At 38.1% G+C, this 24,710-nt stretch carries 24 protein-coding genes and 1 pseudogene; 19 read left to right on the forward strand and 6 right to left on the reverse strand.

All coding sequences use genetic code 11. The features are described from left to right. Positions 1-3 precede the first annotated feature (3 nt). The 3 genes from FFM59_RS01355 to rlmH all read left to right on the forward strand — a co-directional run bounded on the left by FFM59_RS01355 (position 4) and on the right by rlmH (position 3,317). On the forward strand, positions 4-810 hold the full coding sequence (locus FFM59_RS01355) for an MBL fold metallo-hydrolase (RefSeq protein WP_225420265.1): 807 nt from the start codon (positions 4-6) through the stop codon (positions 808-810). Between the two features lie 86 nt (positions 811-896). Next, positions 897-2,195, forward strand: coding sequence for a S1C family serine protease (locus tag FFM59_RS01360; protein ID WP_137601268.1), 1,299 nt, complete (start codon positions 897-899; stop codon positions 2,193-2,195). Positions 2,196-2,837: 642 nt separating this feature from the next. Beyond that, positions 2,838-3,317: a 23S rRNA (pseudouridine(1915)-N(3))-methyltransferase RlmH gene (rlmH, locus tag FFM59_RS01365; protein ID WP_137601269.1), complete on the forward strand. Its 480-nt coding sequence runs from the start codon at positions 2,838-2,840 to the stop codon at positions 3,315-3,317. 43 nt (positions 3,318-3,360) lie between these two features. Here rlmH and FFM59_RS01370 read toward each other — a convergent pair whose 3' ends face one another. Beyond that, positions 3,361-3,966 (reverse strand): FUSC family protein, encoded by a 606-nt coding sequence (locus FFM59_RS01370; RefSeq protein ID WP_170175895.1) that lies wholly within the window; start codon positions 3,964-3,966, stop codon positions 3,361-3,363. A gap of 66 nt (positions 3,967-4,032) precedes the next feature. Beyond that, positions 4,033-4,221, reverse strand: a complete 189-nt coding sequence (locus FFM59_RS01375) for a hypothetical protein (RefSeq protein WP_137601271.1) — start codon at positions 4,219-4,221, stop codon at positions 4,033-4,035. A gap of 369 nt (positions 4,222-4,590) precedes the next feature. Between FFM59_RS01375 and FFM59_RS01380 the strand changes: the two genes are divergently transcribed. From FFM59_RS01380 to FFM59_RS01430, 11 genes are all read left to right on the forward strand, one after another. Next, the gene (locus FFM59_RS01380; protein WP_137601272.1) at positions 4,591-6,537 is read left to right on the forward strand and encodes an elongation factor G; all 1,947 of its coding nucleotides are present in this window, start codon (positions 4,591-4,593) and stop codon (positions 6,535-6,537) included. Between the two features lie 633 nt (positions 6,538-7,170). Next, a complete protein-coding gene (locus FFM59_RS01385; RefSeq protein ID WP_137601273.1) occupies positions 7,171-8,553 on the forward strand; it encodes an Nramp family divalent metal transporter in 1,383 nt (460 codons plus the stop codon). Positions 8,554-8,566: 13 nt separating this feature from the next. After that, entirely contained in the window at positions 8,567-9,028 is a 462-nt protein-coding gene (locus FFM59_RS01390; protein ID WP_137601274.1) for a universal stress protein, read from the forward strand. 327 nt (positions 9,029-9,355) lie between these two features. Next, on the forward strand, positions 9,356-10,315 hold the full coding sequence (locus tag FFM59_RS01395) for an FAD:protein FMN transferase (RefSeq protein WP_137601275.1): 960 nt from the start codon (positions 9,356-9,358) through the stop codon (positions 10,313-10,315). A gap of 22 nt (positions 10,316-10,337) precedes the next feature. Next, positions 10,338-10,967 carry an NADPH-dependent FMN reductase gene (locus FFM59_RS01400; RefSeq protein ID WP_137601276.1) on the forward strand — a complete coding sequence of 210 codons (630 nt, stop codon included), beginning with the start codon at positions 10,338-10,340 and terminating at the stop codon, positions 10,965-10,967. Beyond that, on the forward strand, positions 10,967-12,262 hold the full coding sequence (locus FFM59_RS01405; protein ID WP_137601277.1) for an NADPH-dependent oxidoreductase: 1,296 nt from the start codon (positions 10,967-10,969) through the stop codon (positions 12,260-12,262). Before FFM59_RS01400 ends, FFM59_RS01405 begins: the two co-directional genes overlap by 1 nt. A gap of 171 nt (positions 12,263-12,433) precedes the next feature. Continuing rightward, positions 12,434-13,288, forward strand: a complete 855-nt coding sequence (locus FFM59_RS01410; RefSeq protein ID WP_137601278.1) for a helix-turn-helix transcriptional regulator — start codon at positions 12,434-12,436, stop codon at positions 13,286-13,288. A gap of 325 nt (positions 13,289-13,613) precedes the next feature. Further along, on the forward strand, positions 13,614-14,819 hold the full coding sequence (locus FFM59_RS01415; protein ID WP_137601279.1) for an MFS transporter: 1,206 nt from the start codon (positions 13,614-13,616) through the stop codon (positions 14,817-14,819). A gap of 79 nt (positions 14,820-14,898) precedes the next feature. Beyond that, positions 14,899-15,081 (forward strand): MarR family transcriptional regulator, encoded by a 183-nt coding sequence (locus tag FFM59_RS01420; RefSeq protein ID WP_137601280.1) that lies wholly within the window; start codon positions 14,899-14,901, stop codon positions 15,079-15,081. Positions 15,082-15,262: 181 nt separating this feature from the next. Beyond that, positions 15,263-15,829 (forward strand): TetR/AcrR family transcriptional regulator, encoded by a 567-nt coding sequence (locus tag FFM59_RS01425; RefSeq protein WP_137601281.1) that lies wholly within the window; start codon positions 15,263-15,265, stop codon positions 15,827-15,829. 12 nt (positions 15,830-15,841) lie between these two features. Then, a complete protein-coding gene (locus tag FFM59_RS01430) occupies positions 15,842-16,150 on the forward strand; it encodes a winged helix-turn-helix transcriptional regulator (protein ID WP_137601282.1) in 309 nt (102 codons plus the stop codon). 60 nt (positions 16,151-16,210) lie between these two features. Here FFM59_RS01430 and FFM59_RS01435 read toward each other — a convergent pair whose 3' ends face one another. Together FFM59_RS01435 and FFM59_RS01440 are read right to left on the reverse strand one after the other, a co-directional pair. Further along, entirely contained in the window at positions 16,211-16,690 is a 480-nt protein-coding gene (locus FFM59_RS01435) for a helix-turn-helix domain-containing protein (protein WP_137601283.1), read from the reverse strand. 60 nt (positions 16,691-16,750) lie between these two features. Then, complete coding sequence (locus tag FFM59_RS01440) at positions 16,751-17,941, reverse strand: FAD-dependent oxidoreductase (RefSeq protein ID WP_307722416.1); 1,191 nt, start codon at positions 17,939-17,941, stop codon at positions 16,751-16,753. A 304-nt stretch (positions 17,942-18,245) separates the two neighbouring features. Between FFM59_RS01440 and FFM59_RS01445 the strand changes: the two are divergent. Then, positions 18,246-19,175: pseudogene (locus FFM59_RS01445) on the forward strand (DUF7916 family protein). 62 nt (positions 19,176-19,237) lie between these two features. Here FFM59_RS01445 and FFM59_RS09980 read toward each other — a convergent pair. Continuing rightward, a complete protein-coding gene (locus FFM59_RS09980) occupies positions 19,238-19,378 on the reverse strand; it encodes a hypothetical protein (RefSeq protein WP_170175896.1) in 141 nt (46 codons plus the stop codon). 231 nt (positions 19,379-19,609) lie between these two features. On the opposite strand from FFM59_RS09980, the gene FFM59_RS01450 reads away from it, so the two are divergent. Further along, on the forward strand, positions 19,610-21,403 hold the full coding sequence (locus FFM59_RS01450; RefSeq protein WP_137601285.1) for a heavy metal translocating P-type ATPase: 1,794 nt from the start codon (positions 19,610-19,612) through the stop codon (positions 21,401-21,403). 105 nt (positions 21,404-21,508) lie between these two features. Beyond that, the gene (locus FFM59_RS01455) at positions 21,509-22,180 is read left to right on the forward strand and encodes a YoaK family protein (RefSeq protein WP_137601286.1); all 672 of its coding nucleotides are present in this window, start codon (positions 21,509-21,511) and stop codon (positions 22,178-22,180) included. A gap of 1 nt (position 22,181) precedes the next feature. Here FFM59_RS01455 and FFM59_RS01460 read toward each other — a convergent pair whose 3' ends face one another. Beyond that, positions 22,182-22,460: a DUF1905 domain-containing protein gene (locus FFM59_RS01460; protein ID WP_137601287.1), complete on the reverse strand. Its 279-nt coding sequence runs from the start codon at positions 22,458-22,460 to the stop codon at positions 22,182-22,184. 418 nt (positions 22,461-22,878) lie between these two features. Between FFM59_RS01460 and FFM59_RS01465 the strand changes: the two genes are divergently transcribed. Then, entirely contained in the window at positions 22,879-23,814 is a 936-nt protein-coding gene (locus FFM59_RS01465; RefSeq protein ID WP_137601288.1) for a 2-dehydropantoate 2-reductase, read from the forward strand. Between the two features lie 181 nt (positions 23,815-23,995). Next, entirely contained in the window at positions 23,996-24,658 is a 663-nt protein-coding gene (locus tag FFM59_RS01470) for a Crp/Fnr family transcriptional regulator (RefSeq protein WP_137601289.1), read from the forward strand. Positions 24,659-24,710 lie beyond the last annotated feature (52 nt).

The raw sequence follows: 24,710 nt of genomic DNA on the forward strand, positions 1-24,710 counted from the left end.
AACGTGCAAGCAGTTGATCAATTACAATATAGTATTTTAGCTAGTGGAAGTTCTGGGAATGTGACTTATTTGGAAACCCCAGAACATAAGATTTTAATCGATGCTGGCTTGAGTGGCAAAAAAATTAAAGAATTAATGAGTTCCATTGGTCGTAATATTGAAGATGTGGACTCATTATTTGTGACCCATGAACACTCAGATCACGTGCACGGGGTTGGTGTTTTGGCTCGTAAATATGGAATGGATGTCTACGCCAATGAAGGCACCTGGAAAGCGATGGCTAAAAAGGTTGGCGAAATTCCATTTGAGCAAAAAAATATCTTTGGTATCAATACCACACTAGATTTTGGAGATATGGATATCGAAAGTTTTGCGGTGTCGCATGATGCCGCAGAACCCATGTTTTATCAAGTTCATCATGATGGAAAAGCACTTTGTATTTTGACTGATACAGGGTACGTTTCCGATAAAGTCGCAGGAACCATTCGGAATGCGGATACTTATTTAATGGAGTGTAATCATGACATTCAAATGTTACGGTCAGGCTCATATTCGTGGCCATTAAAGCAACGAATTTTAAGCGACGAAGGGCATTTATCTAACGAAGACGGTGCTAACGCTATTATGTCAGTTGTTGGAGACCATACTAAGCAAATTTATTTGGGGCATCGTAGCCCAGAAAACAATCTCCGTTCTTTAGCACATTTAACCGTCTCAACGATGCTGCAAGAACATGATTTTGGTGTGGAACATGACTTTTATCTTCACGATACCGAACCTGACCAAGCAACTAAATTGAGTTCATTGTAGAAGAGTTATAGTTTCGTGGCATTTATTTCATAATATATTCAAATTTAATTGTTATTCTATTCATAACAACTAAATGGGAGGATAACATGCAAAATAATGATGAAGAAACACCTAAAAAGAAAAGACGTTTCAAACTTAATTTGTGGTGGAAAGTTGGCTTAATTGGTTTGGCTGCCGGATTGATTGGTGGTGGGGCAGCTTATGGCGTTGGGTCATATCTTTCTGATGGTAATGTTAGCAGTTTACTGTCGACACCATCTAGTTCGAATAAAAAAGGTGGCACGAAAGTTAACCAGAGCAAGGTAACTGGAACTAGCCAGTCGACAAAAGCCTATAAGTCAGTTAAAGCTGCTGTTGTGTCAGTTGAAAATTTACAGGCAGAATCAAGTAGTTCGGACAGTCTGTACGGATATACCACTGGTGATAGTTCTTCATCAGATTCTAGCAGCTCAGATAGCTCCTTAGAAGCTGCCAGTGAAGGCTCTGGTGTCATTTACAAGAAGGATGGAGACACGGCTTATATCGTTACTAACAATCACGTGGTGACCGGATCATCAGCGATCCAAGTGATTTTAAGTAATGGTAAAAAAGTGACCGCTACAATTGTCGGAACTGACTCAGCAACTGATTTAGCTGTCTTAAAAATTAGTTCTAAAAATGTAACTGCAGTCGCTAGTTTTGCCAATTCAAATGAAATCGATGCTGGACAAACGGTCTTAGCAATCGGCTCACCATTAGGTTCTCAATATGCCTCATCAGTGACCCAAGGAATTATTTCAGCCACTAAGCGAACAGTGCAAGTGCAAGATAATTCTGGTAATACCACTGGGAACGCAACCGTTATTCAAACGGATACCGCCATTAATCCTGGTAATTCAGGAGGACCACTGATTAACTTAGCCGGACAGGTAGTCGGCATCAATTCGATGAAATTAACGACTGATGATTCTGGTACGAGTGTTGAGGGGATGGGCTTTTCAATTCCAAGTAATGAAGTTGTGACGGTGATTAATAAATTAGTGAAGGACGGCAAGATTACACGGCCGGCTTTAGGTATAGAACTGGTTAGTTTAGATCAAGTCACTAGTTCACAACAATCTTCAGTATTAAAATTACCTTCAACAGTGACTAGTGGGGTCGTGGTGATGTCCATCTTGTCACCATCAGCTGCTGGAAATGCCGGCTTAGCTAAATATGACGTGATTACTAAAATGGATGGTAAAAAAGTCACTGACGAAGCTTCACTGAAAGATGTGTTGTATGACCACAAGGTTGGTGATTCCGTTTCCGTCACGTATTATCACAATGGTGAAAAGAAAACCGCAACAATCAAACTCTCTGAATCAACCTCAACGTTGAGCAGTAGTAGTGATAGCAGTAGTTAATAATAGAGATTCAGATAAAACTCCGTCTTGGAGTTTTTTTTTGAAGTAAAATCCGAACGATGTGAAATAAGGACACGCTAGGGATGAAAGTGCATATACATTTTAAAAGAATGAATATTTGACCAGAAAGAACAAAAATACGACACATTTAGCGTATATATCGGATTAATCACGAACAATAAATAGAATTATATTCTAAAATTAGAGATTAATAGGCAGATATTGAAATATTTTCCGAACAAAACTTAGTTCAAAAAACCATGTAGTTCATGCTGAATTATGCAAGATATTTTATAATAAATTTGGATGTGGAAAACTATGTGGAAAACTTCTGTTATAATTATTAAGAAAATATAAATGCCGCAGAATGGGCATTAACACCTGGTGTAAAACTTATCCACAAAGACGTGGATAAGTTGTGGATAACTTTTTAAAATAAAAAAAAGAATGCAATAATCGTTGATATATCAGTCTTTGAAAGCGTGTTAAACGAACGCTTGTTTCTGTGCAAAACTGTGGATAACATTTTTGTATAAAATAACGGTGTCAATAGAGTTTGAAGATTATTTGAACTTTTTTTATACATTTTAGAAGTCTGCCTGTGGAAAACTCTGTGGATAACTTGTGGAAAAAGAGGTAGTTATGAACATCAAAATAATTGGGGTTGGAAAACTCAAAGAAAAGTACTTTAAAGATGGCATCGCGGAATACGCCAAACGACTAGGAAGGTTCACTAAATTTCAAATTGTGGAAGTTCCTGATGAAAAAGCACCGGAATCACTGAGCTCGTCGGAAATGGAGACCGTTAAGCAAAAAGAAGGCGAGCGGATCTTGAGCAAAATTAAAGACAAAGAGTATGTTTTTGCGTTAGCGATTGAAGGTAAGGAGCGTTCTTCTGAGGAGTTTTCCAAAGAACTAACCCAATTGACTACTTATGGCCATTCAGATATCACGTTTGTGATTGGTGGCTCGTTAGGCTTGGATGCCGCTGTCATGAAACGTTCAAATGCACAAATTTCGTTTGGTCGATTTACATTACCACACCAATTAATGAGATTAGTGTTAACGGAACAGATTTATCGGGCGTTTATGATAAATGAAGGCAGTCCTTATCATAAATAATCGGATAAAAAAGGCCAATCTTGCGATTAGCCGTTAGAGTCTATTAAGCGTGCTTGAATTGCATTTGTCCGATGTTATGCAAAACATTTTGTATGATTTTAAAGCCAAGGATACACAATAATGCAATGAAGATACCCACACCATTATCGAAAATTCTCAATTCACTGGAAGCAGATAGGCCGTAAATACTTGTCGCTAAGGTTAATGCGCCAAAGCAATTAAAGACACTGTGTAGAAAGTAATTGATGGTTAATCCAAGCCCAAAACCTGCTGTTGGTGCTAAAATGAAAAACCATTGTTCCGGCAAATAAGTGACGCTTAAAACAAAGAGTATTGAACCGATAACTATCCCTGCAAAGCGATGTGTTGCGCGGCCTAGATAACCACCAGATTGAGGTAATAAGATCGACATGCAGGAATAACCTAGCCAAACTGGACGGTTGATATTGGCCCAGTCAGCAATCGCGATGACAGAACTGACACCAAAAGATAGGCGAAGCTGCCAGTGCGTTAATTTAGTCTGTAGGTTAAATTGAGAAAAGACATGGTGTAATCGATGCTGCGAATCAAAAGCACTATGTTTGAAAATCATAATGAAGGATAGAATAGTAAACACGGTAATCAGTGCGATGGCTCTTGTTTTAATCAAGCTACCCGTCACCGTCATTCCGGTAATGAAAATATAACTGAAGACATACACACCGGCATTACCAAATTATGGGCGAGCACTAGTTAAGATGATTATCAGAAGTAAGCTCAGAAAATTGGCAATAAATCCTAACGAAGTTGGCAGTGCAAACCAAGCTATGCCACCGATAAACATAATGAACAAAACGATGGCCAGTGATACAATGCTATCACTTGCACGATAGCCGAACCCGACAAAGTGCATTGCGATAATCATACAAAAACTGGCCACGGCTACGCTACTATTAGCTGATCCAAACAATTTGATAAATAAGGTAATATAGACGATGGCAAATGAGAGTAGAGAGACGTCTCGGAGCAATAGAGCTTGAATATAACGTTTCTTTTCTTGTGATTTTGCGTTTGCTATTTTAATTCTCAGTGCACCGGGACTGAGTTGAATTAATTGGTAAATAAGATCCCCTCCAAAAAGTAGTGTTGAGGAGTATAGCAAGTTATCATTGGAAGTGTCAATATTTCCTTTGGTAATAGCTGATAAATATTAGCTATTTTTAAGAATATATTTTAAATTGCACAGTGCAGATTTAAATCAAATCAATTTGTCGTATGAGTGGAAGGAATAAGCATGAAACAAATAGTTATTGGGACTGTTGCCCATGTTGATGCTGGCAAAACGACGTTATCTGAGTCGTTGTTGTATCAAACGGGTGAAGTTCGTACAATGGGACGCGTTGACAATGGGGATGCTTTTTTAGATCCAGATTTGTTGGAAAAAAAGCGTGGCATTACAATTGCCTCTCATCAAGCCAATTTTAAGACAGATAAGCTCGAAGTAACGTTGCTAGATACTCCAGGGCACGTGGACTTTGCGAATCAAACTGAGCAAGTTTTAGATGTGTTAGATTACGCTATTTTAGTTGTTTCAGCGACTGATGGAGTTCAAAGCTATACACGAACTCTGTGGCGATTATTAGAGCGTTATCAAGTACCTGTGTTTATCTTCGTTAATAAAATGGATGCTGCAGGGGCCGATAAAAATAAAATACTCGCCGAATTAAAATCAGTGTTATCCGACGGCTGTGTCGATTTTACGGAGCCTCTAAAAGATGAACGTTATGATGAGATTGCGATGCAGGATGATGCAGTTTTGGATGATTACATGGAAACTGGTGTGATTCAGGATGAACAGGTCCAAAATTTAATTAAACAACGACGAATAATGCCAGTTTATTTTGGTTCAGCGTTAAAATTGAACGGTATCGACGAGTTAATTAGTGGATTAGAACGCTGGACTGTCGCTTCTTCTCAAACCAAGGCAGATTTCGGAGCGCGAGTTTTTAAAATTTCGTACGATTCTCAAGGTGAACGGTTAACTTGGATTAGAGTGATTGGCGGGACGCTGAATAATAAAGCAGTACTATTTAATGACGAAAAAGCAAATCAATTGCGAATCTATAGTGGAAGTAAATATGATTTGAGTCAGCAAGTATCAGCTGGTGAAGTTTGCGCTGTCACGGGGATTAAGACTTCATTTCCAGGCCAGGGATTAGGGAGTGAAAAAAATAGCCAACCGCTATCGACACAGCCAGTACTGAATTATGCTGTAGATTTAAATGGTCATGATGTCAAAGAATGTTTGGTGGCACTTAGGGAACTTGAGGATGAGAACCCTCAGTTACATGTGACTTGGTCTAGTCATTTACAAGAAATCCATGTCCAAATCATGGGAGAGGTTCAGTTGGAAATCTTACAACAGATTTTGGCGAGTCGATATCACTTGGACGTTGAGTTTGGCGAGAGTAGTATTTTGTATCAAGAAACGGTTTCTCAAGATGTCGAAGGGGTTGGTCACTTTGAACCACTGAGACATTATGCGGAAGTTCATTTGCTATTATCACCAGGCCCTCGCGGCAGCGGGTTAACATTTGCTTCTGACTGTAGTGTAGATGTTTTACCTAATAATTATCAGCAGCAAATCTTAACCAGTTTAAAAGCCAAAGAACATTTAGGTGTGTTAACCGGATTACCTATAACTGATACGAAAATTACGTTGATTAATGGCCGGGCTAGTATTAAACATTCAGTAGGCGGCGATTTTCGAGAAGCTACTTGGCGTGCAGTTCGTCAAGGACTCATGATGTTAAAACAATCAGGCAACGTTCAATTATTAGAGCCATGGTATCAGTTTAGAATTGAAGTTGATCAAACGCATGTGGGTCGGGTGATGAATGATGTACAACGAATGAAAGGCATTTTAGATTCACCCAAAACTAGCGATGCTAATAATGGTTTATCTATTTTGACCGGTACGGCCCCGGTATCGGAAATGAATGATTATAGCCAGGAAATAAATAGCTTTACTCACGGACAGGGTCAATTTGAATGTGTTTTCACCGGTTACCAACCATGTCATAATACAGAAACGGTGTTAGAACAATTTGATTATGAGCCGGTTTCAGATTTAGATAATACACCGGACTCAGTGTTTTGTGCGCATGGAGCTGGTTATCCAGTTAAGTGGAGTGACGTTCCGGCCGCAGCGCACGTCGAATATACAAATTTACCAAAATAGAATCAGCGAAAGTTGGTTCTTTTTTTGACTTTGATTGGGTGGACCGTGCCATAGTTAAATGGACATAGAGGTATAACGATAATCGGTGAAATAACTCAACTCACTGCGTTTAACTACAGATTATTCGATTTCTACGAAACGAAATCATTCATAATCTTAGATTAATCCTCGTGAGCTTTTCGAGTTATTTCATACCTAAATTTAGTTTATATTAAAAAGAATTTTAGGGTTGCCATTTGAACTGGCGAACTGCGCCATAGTTCAATGGACATAGCGGTAATAGTGATAATCGGTGAAATAACTCAACTCACTGCGTTTAATTACAGATTATTCGATTTCTACGAAACGAAATCATTCATAATCTTAGATTAATCCTCGTGAGCTTTTCGAGTTATTTCACACGTAAATTTAGTTTATATTAAAAAGAATTTTAGGGTTGCCAAAACTTTTATAAGCATATATAATGTTTAACGGACGGAGGACTAGTCCATGGTTAAATGAAAGTCATAAGCTTCCAACTGTAATGCAGTTGGACGAAAATCTTTATGAAATTTATTTAGCTGTTTTGACAAGTTAATATAGTACTGGGGAAAGTACTCGTCCATCAAATTTATGATGGTAGGAGGTTTTGTCATGGCAGACGAAACAAAGAAAAGAAGCGTGAGTAAACTTGATGCGGAAAGCTCAAGTTTAGGTGAAGTAAATGGTTCGATTGCTGCACCAAAGGATGGCTCATTTTGGAGAAAATTACTCGCTTTCTCAGGACCAGGAGCTTTAGTAGCTGTTGGTTACATGGATCCAGGTAACTGGGTTACTTCAGTTAAAGGTGGGGCAACCTACCAATATACGTTGCTGTCCATTGTCTTGATTTCATCATTAATTGCGATGATGTTACAGTATATGGCGGGAAAGCTTGGTATGGTTAAGCACGAAGATTTGGCACAAGCGACTCGAGCAAGAACCAATAAGTTCGGCGGGATTGTACTTTGGGTAATTTCGGAACTTGCACTGATGGCGACCGATATTGCCGAAGTTATTGGGGGCGCAATTGCGCTTCACTTATTATTTGGTTGGTCCATGATTGCTTCAGTTCTGACCACAGCGTTAGATGTATTGCTATTATTGTTACTGATGCGGTTTGGATTTAGAAAAATTGAAGCTATTGTTGTTACTTTAATTTTAACGATTTTGTTGATTTTTAGTTATTTAGTCATTTCAGCTTCGCCAAATGTTGCTGCGATTTTTGGTGGTTACTTACCCCAATTACAAGCAATCAGTAATCAAGGAATTCATGGAGCTGATTCACCACTCTTAATGGCATTAGGTATTATCGGGGCAACGGTTATGCCTCATAACTTATATTTGCACTCTTCAATTTCTCAAACACGTAAAGTGAATCGTGATGATAAAAAAGAACTGCGCGAAGCCGTTCGTTTCATGACTTGGGATTCAAATATTCAACTTTCATTAGCTTTTGTTATTAATTCGATGCTGTTAGTTTTAGGGGCAGCAATGTTCTTTGGTCATGGTGATTCAGTTGGAACGTTCAGTTCTATGTACAATGCGCTTGGTGATAAAACAATCGCTGGTGCAGTAGCATCACCAATACTTTCAACGTTATTTGCAGTTGCCTTGTTAGCATCTGGTCAAAATTCAACCATTACTGGGACACTGACTGGTGAAGTCGTCATGAATGGCTTCCTACGTTTGCAGATTCCAATGTGGCTACAACGTTTAATTACTCGTGGATTTGCCTTAGTACCAGTTGTCTTCTTCACCTTGCTGTATGGTGGAAATGAATCAAAATTAGATCAACTTTTGGTTTATTCACAAGTGTTCTTGTCCGTTGCGTTGCCATTTGCAATGGCACCACTAATTATTTTTACCAGCTCTAAAAAAATTATGGGTGAGTTCGCTAATTCTAAATGGATGACTATTATGGCATGGATTGTCTTCTCTGTGTTAACATTATTGAACATTCAATTAGTCGTTCAAATTATTGGAAGCATGTTCTAGGGGGATGAATAAAATGGATAATAAATTATCATTAGATATTGAACCTAAACATTTTCATACGGTTTTAGTTGGTGTTGATGAATCTTATCAAGGCTATGTTGCACTCGCAAATGCAATTCATCAAGCGAGTGAAGATAGTGCCAAGTTAGTCATTGCTTCAATTTTAGAATTAGGCGATTTATCTACTTTTGATGCGATGAGTATCCCAGTGATTCGGGAAAAAGAAGATGAACTTCAAAAGCATTTGGACCGATACAAAGAATACGCATTGTCTCAAGGTTTGACGGATGTAGAGACAATTGTTGGTAATGGTAGTAAAGCAGGCGCAGTCTTAGTACAAGATCTAATTCCTGAAACTAACGCTGATTTAATTATTATTGGAGCTCACTCAAAAGATGGATTTTTAGATTATCTTGGGTCACAAGCCGTTTACGTGGCTCGTAATGCTAAGATTTCATCAATGATTGCTCGTTAAAATGTTTCATGTGAAACAAACATACTTTGGCCACGCAGAAGCGTGGCTTTTTTGATGTATTTAAATATTTTTAAAATTGAGTTACTTATTATTTATTCCAATAATATATATTGAGATATTCTTAAAAATATGGTTTAATAATGGCAAAGACTTTTGTTTGCATTTTATCGTAATTTGTGAAAATATGAACATTGAAAACTTGTTGGATAATAATGTTAAGCAAATATCAGTAAATACTTTACAAAGTAACTTGTTGTAGCGTTTTTATGAATATTTTTTTGATATCGTTTGAAAACGGTTTTGGTTCGACTATAATAACGGCAATCAATGGAGGCGATAATTATAGAATTAATAAAGCAAAAGTTTCGAGGCTTGGGGACTGTAATTACGCTCTCGGTTGCGCCGCCAGCGAATCAAATCCAATTGCAACAAGCAGAGCAAATGATTAACCGTTATGAGGATACTTTGACTGTTAATCGAGATCAATCCGAAGTGATGAATATTAATCATCAAGCCGGAATTGCCCCAGTACAAGTGTCAGAGTCGACGTACGAATTAATTAAAACGGCTGTTCAAGTTAGTCGTAAGCACTTGGGATTTAACGTTGCCATTGGTCCATTGGTTAAGCTTTGGAAAATTGGATTTGATGGAGCGAATAAACCTAGTGAAGAGGCGATTAAGCACTGTTTGCAGTTGATTAATCCGGATGCGATTGAATTAAGTGATGAAGAGCATAGCGTCTATTTAAAATTTACCGGTATGGAACTGGATTTAGGTGGAATTGCGAAGGGCTATATCGCCGACGCAGTGAAGCAAATGTGGATTAAAAATGGTGTTCAGACTGGCATTATTGATTTAGGTGGAAATGTTTTGCTGGTGGGAAACAGTATTCATGATAATCAGATGTGGAACGTCGGGGTTCAGAATCCAGTTAAAGATCGACATATCCCTATTGGTATTCTGCACATACCAGAAAAATCCATTGGCACTTCAGGAATTTATGAACGGAAATTGGTGATTGATGGTCACGAATATCATCATATGTTTGATTCATTGACTGGGTATCCAATTGCGAATGATTTGGCCAGTGTCACGATTGTTAGCAATCAATCAATTGATGGTGAAATCTGGTCGACGATTGCTTTTTATCAGGGAATTGACCACGGTAAAGAGTTGATTGAAGCAGAGCCAGGTGTTGAAGCTATATTTATTAAGCGAGATTTAAGTGTTGAAGTAACAAGTGGTTTGACTGAAAGTTTTCAGCTGACTACGTCGTTAACGAGTTAATTAATTGAAAGAAGGGTGTTTCATGAAAAAATATATCGCTATTGTTGGATCAAACTCGAAATTATCGACTAATCGTCGATTGTTGGAATATATGAAAAAGCGTTACAAGGATGATGTTGAAATTGAATTAGTTGAAGTTGCAGGTCTACCAATTTTTAAGAAAACAGTCGAAATGACGGTCCCACAACAAGCTAAAGATATGGCAGAAAAAATTACGGCGGCTGATGGTGTAATCATTGCCACGCCTGAATATGATCACGCCATTCCAGCAATTTTATCCAGTGCATTGGCTTGGTTGTCATATGGGATTCAACCATTGTTAGACAAACCGGTATTAATTACAGGGGCATCATTTGGTAACCTTGGTGCATCAAGAGCACAAGCACAATTACGTCAAATTTTGGATTCACCGGAAATCAAAGCACGTGTGATGCCAAGCTCTGAATTTTTACTATCAAATTCATTGAAAGCATTTAATAACGACGGCTTTTTAATTGATGAAACACAGGCAAAATGGTTAGATTCTTTGTTTGTTGATTTTGATGAGTTTATCGACATTTCAGCACAGTTAAACCATACTCACGACGATGATGCAGCCAAAATGAGTAGTTTTTCTTGGGATGAAGGTTCGAATTCTGGGGAGGTAAAATAATGAGATTAGTCGCAATTGCAGGCTCCATTGGGGAGCAATCATATAACAGAATGCTGGTTCGTTTTATTGCCAGACACTACAAAGATGAAGTTGAAATTGAAGTTTTAGATATTGATGATATTCCTGTTTTTACCCAGGATGAGGATTTAAGTGATTCAGTGGCTGTACAAAAGTTGTACCAAAAAGTTTTCAGCTCTGATGGTGTAATTTTAGCAACGCCAGAACACAACCATACTGTACCGGCAGCAATGAAGAATGTCATTGAATGGTTATCATTTAAATTACATCCATTCGAAGTCAAACCAGTTTGGATTGTCGGTGCTTCATACCACAGACAAGGCTCATCTCGAGCACAGCTACACTTGAAACAAATTATGGAATCACCAGGTGTAAATGCATACGTGATGCCAAGTAACGAATTCTTGTTATCAGACGCCAAACACGCTTTTGATGATGAGGGCAATCTGAAAGATGCTGGCACAGTTAAATTCTTAGATTCAATTTTTGAAAAATTCTTACATTATGTGAAGGTGATTGATTTGTTAGATACTCCAGATCCAAAGAATTATCTTGATGAAGATCTAGAATCGAACCACAAAGTAAATACGACAATTGATGGTGTCGATATGAAGGCAGAAGATTGGGTTGAACGCGCTGCTGAAAAGGTTCACGCTGTGGATGGTCGGACATATGTCAAACTTGATCGAGGAATTTTAACCGTTAACCAATTGAATTACTTCTTAAATTCAATGCCAATGGAATTGACGTACGCAGATGATAATAATCAATTTATTTACTATAATCACTACTTACCAGCCAATAAAATGTTGGCACCACGTCAACCAGGACAAGCTGGAGATCCATTATCCAACGTTCATCCTGGCCGTGCGGTAAATCATGTTAAACAAGTTATCCATGCTTTGAGAAATGGAACTGATTTAGTTAGTATGCCAGTTCCTGGTAATGGCCCAGATAAGCACATTATGCATTATTATAAAGCGATGCGTGATGAAAACGGGCGTTATCGTGGAGTAAATGAATGGGTATTGGATATTATGCCTATGATTAAATACTATCTTGCGGTCACAGGCCAAAAATTAGTTGATGATCCAACGGCTAAAAGGATTCCACCAGTTACAGGCTTAGATGTCACGTCTGGAGCTTCAGAAGCTCCTAAAGCACCGCAAACTGATGCCGATACAGGTGCGTCAGAAGAAGAAACGCCTGCACCACAAGCAGAGGTTAAACCAGATATTCCTGCAACGGATGCAGATACTGGAGCCTCAGAAGGTTAACCAAAAAATGAAGTGAAGCCACTAATCATGGCATCGCTTCATTTTTTTATGGCATCCCAGATAATCGATTTAAGCAAATCCAGTGAATATATTCAACTGGAATAGTGTATTATAACTATTTATCTGATAGAATGAAGTCATTAATAATAATGATATCGGAAGTATTTGATTATGAATATTGAGTTGTTTATTCAAACGAGAAAAGAATTAGGTTACTCACAATCACAATTGTGTGATGGTATTTGTACGCAAGCAACTTTGAGTAAATTTGAAAATTCCGAACAAATTCCTGCCATTCGAATTTTACTGAAATTATGTACGAGATTGGGACTTACACTGGATGATATTTTTCCGATTCAGCTACAGTCTCAAACAGAACAAACTAAAATTTTAGATCAGGCAGAGTTCACCTTGATTACTAGTGAATATGCCCAAGCAGAAAAAAGCCTTACGCAAGTTCAACCAGAGTTGTTAAATACAAATAGTCAATTACAATATTATTTTGTAAAAGGCTTTTTGTCAGCTTTGACTGACGCAAATGTGGTTGATACACTCTATTATTTTGATCAAATCATTAATAATTTAGACGAACAACATCGAACGATTTTTACGCAGTTAGCGTACACAGGAATTGGAGTGACATATAGTCGCTCTGGATCTGTTGAGAAAGCTGAATTCTACTTTCAAAAAGTTTTTTCAGGCTTATACGAACTACTATTGATTGATGATAAGTCAATTTGGCGAGCGCTAAACATGATTTTTTATACTGCCGAGTATTTTGCCCATGTCAGTGACTACAAAATTAGTGATTCACTGCTCGAATATGGTTATAATGTCTGTGCGAAAAATCATGTGACTTATTATGTCGCTCGAATTCTTTTTCGACAGGCACAAAATGCAAAAGCTACCAAGCAGCCAACAGAGGTGATTGATGAATTACTCAATGACGCGCAAGCTTTTGCAAAAATAAATAAAAACGATGTATTGCTTACTAGAATTGAAAGTATGCGTCGTGAAGCGTACTAAAAGGAAACATTAAAATTAAATGAGTATTGACGGCAGTTTCTTATTGTGTTTTAATAATAACGAAATCACAGGAGGAACAATGGTATGACAAAGAAACTAATTCAAGTTAATAATTTTTATTTTGGCTATTACTTTAGTTAGCGTTCGCAGCTTTGATGCGAACGCAACCAAACGCGTTTGCGTCTAAAGCTTAGTCATCCTTTGATGTGCCAGCTAGACGTGAAGTCCTAGCTGAAACTGTCATTGTCCACTCACGGATAAATACAAACCAGCTAGGAAACTCTCTAGCTGGTTTTTTTCTTGGAAAAAATGAGGAGTGGAAAATATGACAAACAAAATGAAATTACATTTATCTTTATCGTTATACATCAATTATATTATTCATGGTTTTGGACTAATTATTTTAGCACAAAACATGGCGTCGTTAGGACATCTGTGGAACGCGCCAATTGCAACGGTTTCTTATGTTGTATCGGGAATTGGAATCGGTCGCTTGTTAGCGTACTTTACGTTTGGCTACTTATCAGATCGATTTGGGCGTAAACTCTTGATTTATATTGGTATGGGAACTTACTTGATTTTCTTTACTGGTATTCCATTTGCACCCAATATCCAAGTAGCCTACGTCCTCTCTATTTTAGCTGGGGTAGCTAACTCGGGGTTAGACTCAGGGACGTACCCAACATTTATGGAAATGGGCGGTAAAGAAAGTGCATCAAACGTCTTCATCAAAGCCGCAATGTCTCTTGGAGAATTCGTCTTGCCATTGCTTGTCACGATGTTAGAAGCTAAATCAATGTGGTTTGGCTGGTCATTCATGTTGCCTGTTGCATTATTAGTGATTAATTTAATTTTAGTAACGCGGGTCCAATTTCCTCATCGCAATCAGGCACATCAAACAGGGGTTGTTCGTGAAGGCAACATTTCGAGCGCTAAAAAATGGATTGCTAGTGGCGCGTTATCAATTTACGGTTACTCTTCAATGGCAGTGATGATTTTGTTTACTCAATGGATCACGATGTACTCGACAAAAGAATTGGGTTATAGCTCGCTAGTTGCCCATGGGCTATTGTCATTGTATAGTCTTGGGTCAATTTCAGGGGTTGTCATTGTCTTTGCGCTCTTGCGTCGACAAGTTTCTGAATCATTGTTGTTGATTGTGAATAATTTGATTTCATTACTAGCGTTAATCGTAATTTGTATGACAACAGTTCAAATGGTTTCCGCTGTGGCAGCCTTTATCTTTGGGTTTACTGCTGCGAGTGGAATGATGCAAGTGGCTTTAAATATGTTCTTACGTTTATTCCCAACGCATAAGGGGATTGTTACAGGAACTTACTTTATGTTTGGTTCGATTGCCACATTTACGGTACCGATTGTTACTGGCTGGTTATCAAAAACAAGCATCGCGTTGGCAATGCAATTTGATATCTTGATTGCAATTTTAGGAACGATAGTAGTAATTGTCGCTGCCGTGATGTTAAGAGAAAAGCATGCGTTAAGTACAATGGAACGAGTAGTATCAGAATAATGTTTCATGTGAAACATTTGATGTAATTTGTTATAGTATCTTTGTAAAGTATTTAAACAAATCTATAGGAGGCAATTACATGTCATCAGAAGAAATTGTTTTAAAAACCCTAAAAGAATCAGTTGAGCCACTTAAAAGTGGTGAAATTGCGACGGCAACAAAACTTAGTTCAAGTGATGTAGCCAAGGCAATTAAATCATTGAAAGCGTCAGAACAAATTATTAGTCCAAAACGTTGTTACTATGCTTGCAGTGATAACTAATTTGAATATGACAGACGTGGTACTAATCTAATTATGGGATTAGTACCATTTTTATGCAATATTTGTTAAGGGGAAAGTGTTTATTCTTGAACTGAGTTAATTCTAGTGCTAAATTGATTGTACCGACCGGTAGGTTTTTGCATACTGGTAAAAATTCGATATAGGATTGGAATTGATTAATATGCCTAAAGAAAACAAAGTAAAAAGTGAAATTATTACTGCTGCTAGAGGCCTGATTTATGAACAAGGCTATTTAGAAACTTCTATTACTGATATTATGCGCAACGCAGATGTGGGGAAAGGCCAACTTTACTATTATTTTGATACTAAAAAAGAAATTGGGATGGATGTACTGGAGCAGCTTGATCAAGAATGGCGTGCCGATTTAATTGGCGAAATTTTAGCGCCGCAACGACCAGCCACTGAATCAATCAAATTGATGTTTGAATGGCTCTTGGATTTTCATCAAGAACAAGATCATTATTATGGTTGTCCGATTGGAAATGTCATTATTGAAATGTCGAACAAAGACGAAGATTACCGATTGTTATTAAAAAATTTAATTGAAACCTGGGAATCAGCGTTGGATGCTAAGTTAATGCAATTAGAAATACGGGATACAGATATATCGGCAGAATATATTATTTCTACACTGCAGGGGGCGATTATGTTGACCAAATTAGATGAAACTAATCGACCATTGGAACGCGCAATCAGCAAATTATCGACACAGTTAAATATCGTTTAAGGGTGAATTCAAATGACAGTACGTGATATTAGTTTTGGCTCCAAAGTGGGTTTGTCTATTTTATCGGATAAGTGGTACATGTTAGTGTTACAATTTTTAACCGAAGAAAGTAAACCATTTATGGCAGTTAGAAACGCGATTCGTGGCATATCAACGTTTAATTTACTAATTATATTGAGTAAGCTAGAAAGCATGAAATTACTTAGTAGTGAAGATTATGAATATCAGTTAACGTCGGATGGTGTTAAGGCGCAAGCGTTAATTTCACAAATCGAGCAATTTGGTAATCAAGAAGTGGCAAGCTTAAGTGATGATTTTTAAGTTAGCAAAATAAGTTTCACATGAAACAAAACAGCCAGGCATTTGCCTGGCTGTTTTTACTTACGGATTCGGACGGAAATTGATAAAACTATCTAAAAATTTAACAATAACTTGCTGATCTTCAATCGATAAACCTTTTAAAATTTGATTTCGAAAAGCAATTTCTAATTTATGATGCATTTCATCATGTGCCTGGGCAAGATTTGCACCATCGGCCGTTAGACGATAATAGATTTTTTTCTTGTCGTCGTGTGGTTGAAAGGATTGGATTAACTGATATTCAATTAATGTTTTCGCGGCCCGTGAAATGCCACCCCGTGTAGCTTCAAGCAAGTTAGCGAGCTCAATGCCGGTTAATGGCTCATCCTCCAATGATGATAAAATGTGCAACCCAAGGATAGAAATGTTTTCGGCTATTGTTTGTAACTTAGGGTCATTAAGTTCTAGGGCCAATTTACGATGTTCATTAACAACGTCTTGGTTACGTTCGCGAATTTTGTGTAATTGATTCGAAATCGTTGAATAATAATCTTCAGTCATTCTGTCTTCTCCTGAAATGAATTGATAGTTTCATTATAATCCATTCATAGGCAAACTAGGTTAATTATTTAACGCTCTCATGGCAGCGACGTTGATCACATTCCAAAGATTAGTCAATTTAGGTTGGAAAAACAAGTCTGCATCGGCCAGTTGTTTTAGAGTCATTTCCATTTGGATGGCCACGGAAATAATGTTAATTTGTTGTGTTTCATTGGCCGTAGACATAATGGCGGCACCTAATATTTTATGTGATTTGGGCGCATAAAATAATTTAAATCTAACGGTTTGTGCTGGTTCTTTAGAGAAGCCGGGCATTGCATTGACTTGTTCAACATAAGTCGATTCAACGTCAATGCCACTACGGCCCGCCGTCAAAGTGTTCAAACCAGTACTGGCGAATAATTCACCAAATAGTTGTAAACCGCTTGAACCATGTACGCCGTGAATTGGCTTTGTTTGTTCAAATAAATTGCGAACGGCGACTCGTGCTTGCCGTTCGGCATTACTGGCTAATGAAATATTCATGCGTTGGTGAGTCGGATTATATAAAATTTCAGTTGAATCACCGATAGCGAAAATATCTTTATTGCTCGTTTTTGAATAGTCATCAGTGAGAATATATCCACGCTCATTAGTTGCTAATGCGTCACCAATCCAAGCGGTATTTGGTCGCGTACCGGCAGAAACGAAAACTAAGTCAGCATCGAAAACACCATGATTAGTTTGAACGGCAGTTACTTGATGCTGGACATTTCCACTAAAGGACTCAACTTTGGTATTTGGGATAAATGCAATTTGTTTTTCACGCATATGGTCGTTCAAAATATCAGTGAAGTCAGCATCCAAATAAGTTGACAAAGGTCTGTCATTGACGTCGATAATCGTCACGTTTTTTCCAAACTGGCTGAGTTGGTCACTGACCATCATCCCAATATAACCAGCTCCTACAACGACGATATTTTTTATATTAGCTTGTTTGACGGTTGCCATCAGTTGATGCTGCTTACCGTGGCGAAGAGTCGCAACGTTATCTAAATCATTGCCAGCAATTGGTAAGTTGAATGCATGTGCACCAGTGGCAATGATTAATTTGTCATAATTAAAGCTTTCTGTTGCTACGTCTACAACGTTGACAAATTGTACGCTATGGTTCGTAGGATTTATTGCCGTTGCTTCATAAAAGCTGTGGACATGGATATGATGAGTTTCTAGTTCTTCGCGATTCATTTGATTGACAGCAGGATTGTTAATTGCTCCTCTTTGTTCTGCCCAGTTAACTGAATGTTAGATGTCTGCAGTGTCAAACTAATCAATCTGAGCATCGACAATCGTTTCGTGAATTGCTTGCGCTGCTTCATAGCCGGCGTGTGATGCGCCAATAATCATTATTTTCATTTTTAAAGCCTTCTTTTTTATTTTTGTTGATAGGCAACATAATAATCTCGTTTTTGTTGCTTGTCAACAAAAACTAAAAATTAATTGACATTTATTTTTAGTAAACCTATATTATCGGTAAGGAATGTACTGTTTGCTGACTTAATAAAGGAGAATCCGAATGACGGTTAAACGATTAATTAGTTGTAATGCAAGTGATATTTTAGGATTCAATGCTAGTGAACTGAAACAAAGTATTAAAGCATCAGAAGGACGGGTCATTTTATCAGAAACAATTGTCATTAAAGAACCGTTGGTTGGTGATATTACTGATGCGGAAGTGGCTAAGTCAGCTGGGGCGGATTTAATATTATTGAATATTTTTGATGTCTTCAATCCACGTATTTTAGGACTTTATCCAAATGAAGAAACTTTACAAACCGCGAAAATTCATTCTGACGCCGTAAATAGATTACGTAATTTGGTTGGCCGCCCAGTGGGGGCGAATCTTGAGCCTTTATCGAAAGACACCAAGTTAATGAGTAATCAAGAACAGTTAACTCCAGGTCGATAAGCCACAGTCGAAACATTTCAAGCTGCGGCAAGCTTAGGCCTCGATTTTATTTTATTAACTGGGAATCCGGGAGTTGGAACGGACAATGCGGCCATTGTAAAAGCGTTAAAAGAAGCCAAGCAATATTTCCCGGGTATTATTATGGTTGGAAAGATGCACTCAGCTGGTGTTGATGAACCAATTGGCGATGTAAAATCAATCACCGAATTTATTGAAGCTGGGGCAGATGTGGTACTAGTACCCGCAGTTGGCACGGTACCAGGTTTTACTGAAGCAGATTTAACAAGCATCGTTCAATTGGCACATCTGCATGATACGTTAGTTTGCTCAGCAATCGGTACGTCTCAAGAAGGAAGTTCAACAAGTGTCATTGAAAACATGGCAATTAGAAATAAAATATGTGGAGTGGACATCCAACATATTGGTGATTCTGGTTTTTCAGGAGTGGCGCCCGTCGAAAATATCTACACGATGAGTCAAGCAATTCGTGGTAAACGTCATACGTTGTCGATGATTGCTCGTTCAGTTTTACGTTAATATCAAAAAAACACATCTGCACGAAACAGATGTGTTTTTTATGCGGAGCCGGTTAGCTCGTCTTAGTTTTCGGCGGTTAGTTTAGCGGCTTCTTTATCCAATTCAGCGAATCCAGAAACTTTTTTGGTTTGTGGATGTTTGGCGCGTTCTTGGGTGGCTTTTTCGATCAAAGCTTTACGTTCTTCCTTACTGAGTTTTGCCATTTGAATCACCTCTTTAGTAGGTGGGACAAAAGTTGCGGTGACTCTCGTTAGACGAAAAGTATCGGCTTTTGAAGCACTTTGAGGAAATGAATATTTCACTTCCTGACACTATAATAGTTCCATTTCCAATTAATATCAAATATATTTACCATTCTAGCAATCGTCTTTCTTGTACATAAAATGTATTCCAATTACAATTGAATTAAATAATATATTCACAAGGAGGGGACTATGAAAAAGTTAATTCAGTACCGAAGACTAGTTGCAGTTGGGGTAGTTGGATTGATTGCGTTAATTTTGGAGTTTATCCTTCAAATGCCTTCGATTGCCCAAATTGTGGTGACAATATTGGGATCAATTATCACTATTCTAATGGTTATTGATATGGTGAAGACAATTCGCTCAGGTAACTTTGGTGTGGATTTATTAGCCATCACTGCCATCGTTGCAACTATGGCGATTGGTGAATATTGGGCGGCTTTGATTGTGTTGTTGATGTTGGTTGGTGGGGATGCCTTAGAAGATTACGCAGCCACCAAGGCCAACTCTGATTTACAAGCCTTACTGGAGAAAGCTCCACGTAAAGCGCATTTGTTAAATGAAAAGCAAGAAATAACCGATGTTGAAATTAATGAAGTCAAGATTGGTCATCGTATTTTGGTTAAACCAGGGGAAGTGGTTCCAATTGATGGCCACATTATTGAAGGAGCGTCATTAGTCGACGAGGCTTCAATTACTGGTGAATCAAAACCAATCGATAAAAAAGTAAATGACGAAATTTTATCTGGGGTTGTTAATGGTGAGTCAGCCTTAACGATTGAAGCAGATAAAATTGCTGAGGATAGTCAATATCAGGGAATTATCAAATTAGTGAAACAAGCTGAATCACAGCCAGCCCATTTCGTGCGCATGGCTGATCAATACGCAATTCCATTTACCATTCTAGCGTACGTCATTGCCGGAACTGCATGGTATTTGTCCGGTGATCCAGTTCGTTTCGCCGAAGTCCTGGTGGTCGCATCCCCTTGTCCATTAATCTTGGCCGCACCAATTGCATTGGTTGCGGGGATGAGTAAAGCGAGCGTCAGTGGTGTCATAGTTAAATCAGGTACTACATTGGAAAAATTAGCTAAAATCAAAACCATGGCGTTTGATAAGACAGGAACAATTACTCAAGGAAATCTGCAAATTCAAGATGTATTACCTGTTGCAGGAACATCAGAAAAGGAGCTATTATTTTTAACGGGGGCGGTCGAACAACATTCCAATCATATTTTGGCTCAATCAGTTGTAGATGCCGTGTCTGAAGAATTACCTAGTGTCACCGATATGACTGAGATACCGGGCAAGGGAATTCAGGGTACCGTGAATGGTCAGTTGGTTCAAGCGGGAAACGCTAAATTAGTTGATAATGAACAAGTCAAACAGATTCAAGATACTGCCATTTATGTTGCAATTGATGGTAAATATATCGGATGTATCACTTTTGCCGACGAAGTACGGACTGAAGCTAAAGAGACGATGTCAGAATTGAAAGACTTAGGGATTAAAAATTTGGTCATGATTTCAGGTGATCGCAAAGCCATTGCGGATAAGATTGCTAATTTAGTTGGGATTACTCAAGTCTTTGCTGAGAGGTTGCCTGCGGAGAAAATTAAAGTCCTTAATGAAATTCCAAGTACGCAACATCCAATTGCGATGGTGGGTGATGGAGTAAACGATGCGCCTTCTCTAGTGATTGCGGACGTTGGGATTGCAATGGGGAAGAGCGGTGCGACGGCAGCAAGTGAATCCGCTGATGCAGTGATTTTGAATGATGATTTAGCTAAGATACCGGCAGTCATTCAAATTTCTAAGTATACGATGAAAATTGCACGACAGGCGGTGTTGATTGGTATTTTGATTTGTACTATTTTAATGTTAATTGCTAGTGTTGGGGTGATTCCAGTAATTTTCGGTGCGATGCTGCAAGAACTCGTTGATACCGTTACGATTTTATATGCCTTGAGAGCAAAAGGTAGTTAAAAGTTTACAAAATTGATAACAATGATAAGGTTCACGTTCGATTGTGCGTGGATCTTTTATTTTGTGGTAAATTAGTTATATCAGTTTTAAGGACGGGTATGAATAATGGAAAGAAATCCAACAATCAAGAATTATGAACTGCAAGAAATCGCCATGGGATTAACCTTTGTTGGTGGCTTTATGGACGCTTACACGTTTATTCAACGTGGTGGGGTGATGGCGGCAGGACAGACTGGCAATGTCATTTTTATCATGAGTGATCTGGTTGATGGCCATTGGGGTAATGTGTTCATTAAATTAATGACGATGCTTTCATTTATGGTGGGCATTTCGGTGACGAATGTGATGAATTATAAACTACAACCAACTAAACTACATTGGCGTGTGATTCCTTTGGTTTTAGAGATTATTGTCTGTATTGTGGTGGGATTTATTCCTACAAGTGCCTCCAATTTACTTGTGACCCCACCATTGGCCTTTGTGATGGCAATGCAAATTTCCGCCTTTACCCACATTGATGGTCGGACATATAACAGTACCTTCACGACCGGGAATATTCGTAATATGGTCAATGGCTTTACGCGCGGGATCGTTGCAAATAGTTCTGATGATATGAGTAAGGGTGTGACTTATACAAAAATTGTTGTTAGTTTTGTAATTGGGGCGTTGGCATCCGCATTAATTCAAAAAGTAGTTGCGATTCGTTCAATTTGGATTGCGGCAGTTATTTTAGGCCTAATTTTGGCTTATTATTGGTTTATTGTCCGTAAACGCTAGTTTATGGTATAACGTCGACTTCAACGTTTACGTTGTCACCAATTTCCTTGCGAATGGCCTTGGTAATACCGAGAATATAACAAACATTCCCGTCATTATCTTTGAGACCCATGTTTACGACGCTGCCACTGTAACTGACGCCATCAAATTTGGCATTCACTTTGACACGACCTTTATCAAACATGGCTTTAATATTAAATGGAAAAATCACAAAGGCACCGCCTTTGCCGATTTCTGATTGTTGAATTTTAGTATCATATGTAAAATGTTTTGATTCCATAGTCAATACCTAGTGATAATTTAATGTCTAAATTATCAGCTTTCCCAGAGCTGCAGTCAATCAAACGCGGGTGATAACAGCCACTTTGTTTCACGTGAAACAAGACCAAACCTTTTGTTTGAATTTGATAGTAAATGGTGCTATATTTTACACAATAAAAAGGGGGTGATGTCTTTTGACTAGTGGAATACAACTTAAGACATCAGCATCCGTATCTTATGGTGCAGTGTGCTGATGTAATTAAGGAAGGGCCGGCAAATCTAATGCTGGTCTTTTTTGTTGGCAAAATTTGTCTATTAAGCCGAAATAACGAGAATTTGATGAGAAGACGATTAGGATGTTATAAGAGTTAAACACCTACGTCTTAATTCGTGATATTCTGGCAAAAAGAATATTTTTGAAACGGAGAAATCGCCTTATGAAAATCGCAATCGCCGGTGCTGGGGCCTTAGGCAGCCGCTTTGGATTTGCCTTACATCAAGCAGATAATGAAGTTGTTTTAATTGATAATTGGGTTGATCATATCAATGCAATTCGTGAGCACGGCTTGAAAATGACTATTGATAATCAAACGCATAATGCCGCGATACCGATAATTACACCACAAGAAATACCGTCTAATGTGACTGTCGAATTATTAATTGTGTTCACTAAAGCCATGCAGCTTGATCAGATGTTGCAAGACGTGAAACCCATTATGAACGACAATACCAAAGTGTTGTGCTTATTGAATGGCATTGGCCATGAAGATATAATTGCAAAACACGTCAGTCGTAAAAACATATTTATTGGTAACACGATGTGGACAGCTAATTTAGTTGCTCCGGGGCACTCCGAATCTTTTGGAGCAGGGAGTGTCAATTTACAAAATTTAGCACCAGGTGAAGAAAATATGGCAATTGCCATTGCAGATGTTTTAACTGAGGCTGGTTTGAATGCGCACTTTACTGAAAATGTTCATAACACCATTTATTTAAAAGCATGTGTTAATGGAACGATGAATGGTTTATGCACGCTTCTTGATGTGAATATGGCTGATTTTGGCGCAACTAAAGATGCACACGATATGGTGGCTAGTATTGTTAAAGAATTTGCCGCCGTGGCTGCCTTTGAGAATGTTCAGTTGGACGTTGAAGAAGCGATTGAATTCGTAGAGAAATGTTACGACCGTACTACGATAGGGGAACACTTTCCATCTATGCATCAAGATTTAATTAAGAACCACCGACTGACTGAAATTGACTATATTAATGGTGCAATTTCGCGTAAAGGTCGTAAATATGGTGTCAGCACCCCATACTGTGATTTCCTTACTCAATTGATTCATGCTAAAGAAGATATTATTTTAAAATAAAATTTACTTTCTTGATAGGTATCAAGTATTTTTAAATCAGGTTACGTTACAATTTGAGTTAATAAGTAGTTATGATTTAAAAAAATAAGTGAGTGTGTTATTTTGAAACTTAGATAATATTCGTTAATGATTTCTAATATTATCAGTCAAAAAGTTAACGAATAGGAAATGGGGTCGTGGTATGTTAAAAGAAGATCATTTATGTGTCACCCTTGTACCATTGTTTGATGTGTTAGATGTAGAAGACCAAAAGCGCATCAACGACCTGGTTAGTCATCGTACTTTGTCAAAAGGGGAAGTCGTGATTGATCCAAACGAAGAAGCTCAATTAGTGATTGTTGCTAGAGGAGATCTGAAGATTTATCAGTTGTCTGCCAATGGGCATGAACAATTGATGCGAATTGCTGAACCAGGTGATTATGAAGGTGAAAGTGCACTACTTGGTGCTCACAATGAAAATGTATACGGTGAGGCACTGGAGAAAACGGAAGTTTGTATTTTGAAACATTCTGATTTTCATGATTTGCTCGAAAGCTATCCAGAGTTGGCACTTAAACTATTGTCAATTAATGCAGATAAAATGAAACAAATTGAGCAGCAATCACAATTTTTAACAATGGAGAAGGTCGAAGAACGCTTAGCTAATTACCTGTTAAACCTAAATAAGGTGGCAGATGATGAGAATGTCGTCATTCCAATGAAAATGAAAGATTTGGCAACGTTTTTAGGTACGACACCAGAGACCTTGTCACGTAAATTAAAATTATTAGAACAAAAGAAATTAATTAAAAAAAATCATAAACAAGTACGACTGTTAGATATTGATGCATTGGAAGATGTTTAAAAATACTCAAAAAGGTTGGAATCAAATGCGAATTTGATTCCAACCTTTTTAG

Source organism: Paucilactobacillus nenjiangensis (assembly GCF_005405445.1).
In the GTDB taxonomy this organism is placed as follows: Bacteria; Bacillota; Bacilli; order Lactobacillales; family Lactobacillaceae; genus Paucilactobacillus; species Paucilactobacillus nenjiangensis.

Coding starts and splice junctions, on each gene's coding strand:
- FFM59_RS01375 (WP_137601271.1), bottom strand. CDS start 4,221: ATGATTATCGCAATGCACTTTGTCGGGTTCGGCTATCGTGCAAGTGAT.
- FFM59_RS01470 (WP_137601289.1), top strand. CDS start 23,996: ATGTTAAAAGAAGATCATTTATGTGTCACCCTTGTACCATTGTTTGAT.
- FFM59_RS01400 (WP_137601276.1), top strand. CDS start 10,338: ATGAAAAAATATATCGCTATTGTTGGATCAAACTCGAAATTATCGACT.
- FFM59_RS01390 (WP_137601274.1), top strand. CDS start 8,567: ATGGATAATAAATTATCATTAGATATTGAACCTAAACATTTTCATACG.
- FFM59_RS01380 (WP_137601272.1), top strand. CDS start 4,591: ATGAAACAAATAGTTATTGGGACTGTTGCCCATGTTGATGCTGGCAAA.
- FFM59_RS01360 (WP_137601268.1), top strand. CDS start 897: ATGCAAAATAATGATGAAGAAACACCTAAAAAGAAAAGACGTTTCAAA.
- FFM59_RS01395 (WP_137601275.1), top strand. CDS start 9,356: ATGGAGGCGATAATTATAGAATTAATAAAGCAAAAGTTTCGAGGCTTG.
- FFM59_RS01385 (WP_137601273.1), top strand. CDS start 7,171: ATGGCAGACGAAACAAAGAAAAGAAGCGTGAGTAAACTTGATGCGGAA.
- FFM59_RS01455 (WP_137601286.1), top strand. CDS start 21,509: ATGGAAAGAAATCCAACAATCAAGAATTATGAACTGCAAGAAATCGCC.
- FFM59_RS01405 (WP_137601277.1), top strand. CDS start 10,967: ATGAGATTAGTCGCAATTGCAGGCTCCATTGGGGAGCAATCATATAAC.
- FFM59_RS01420 (WP_137601280.1), top strand. CDS start 14,899: ATGTCATCAGAAGAAATTGTTTTAAAAACCCTAAAAGAATCAGTTGAG.
- FFM59_RS01435 (WP_137601283.1), bottom strand. CDS start 16,690: ATGACTGAAGATTATTATTCAACGATTTCGAATCAATTACACAAAATT.
- FFM59_RS01450 (WP_137601285.1), top strand. CDS start 19,610: ATGAAAAAGTTAATTCAGTACCGAAGACTAGTTGCAGTTGGGGTAGTT.
- FFM59_RS01410 (WP_137601278.1), top strand. CDS start 12,434: ATGAATATTGAGTTGTTTATTCAAACGAGAAAAGAATTAGGTTACTCA.
- rlmH (WP_137601269.1), top strand. CDS start 2,838: ATGAACATCAAAATAATTGGGGTTGGAAAACTCAAAGAAAAGTACTTT.
- FFM59_RS09980 (WP_170175896.1), bottom strand. CDS start 19,378: ATGGCAAAACTCAGTAAGGAAGAACGTAAAGCTTTGATCGAAAAAGCC.
- FFM59_RS01415 (WP_137601279.1), top strand. CDS start 13,614: ATGACAAACAAAATGAAATTACATTTATCTTTATCGTTATACATCAAT.
- FFM59_RS01425 (WP_137601281.1), top strand. CDS start 15,263: ATGCCTAAAGAAAACAAAGTAAAAAGTGAAATTATTACTGCTGCTAGA.
- FFM59_RS01465 (WP_137601288.1), top strand. CDS start 22,879: ATGAAAATCGCAATCGCCGGTGCTGGGGCCTTAGGCAGCCGCTTTGGA.
- FFM59_RS01460 (WP_137601287.1), bottom strand. CDS start 22,460: ATGGAATCAAAACATTTTACATATGATACTAAAATTCAACAATCAGAA.
- FFM59_RS01430 (WP_137601282.1), top strand. CDS start 15,842: ATGACAGTACGTGATATTAGTTTTGGCTCCAAAGTGGGTTTGTCTATT.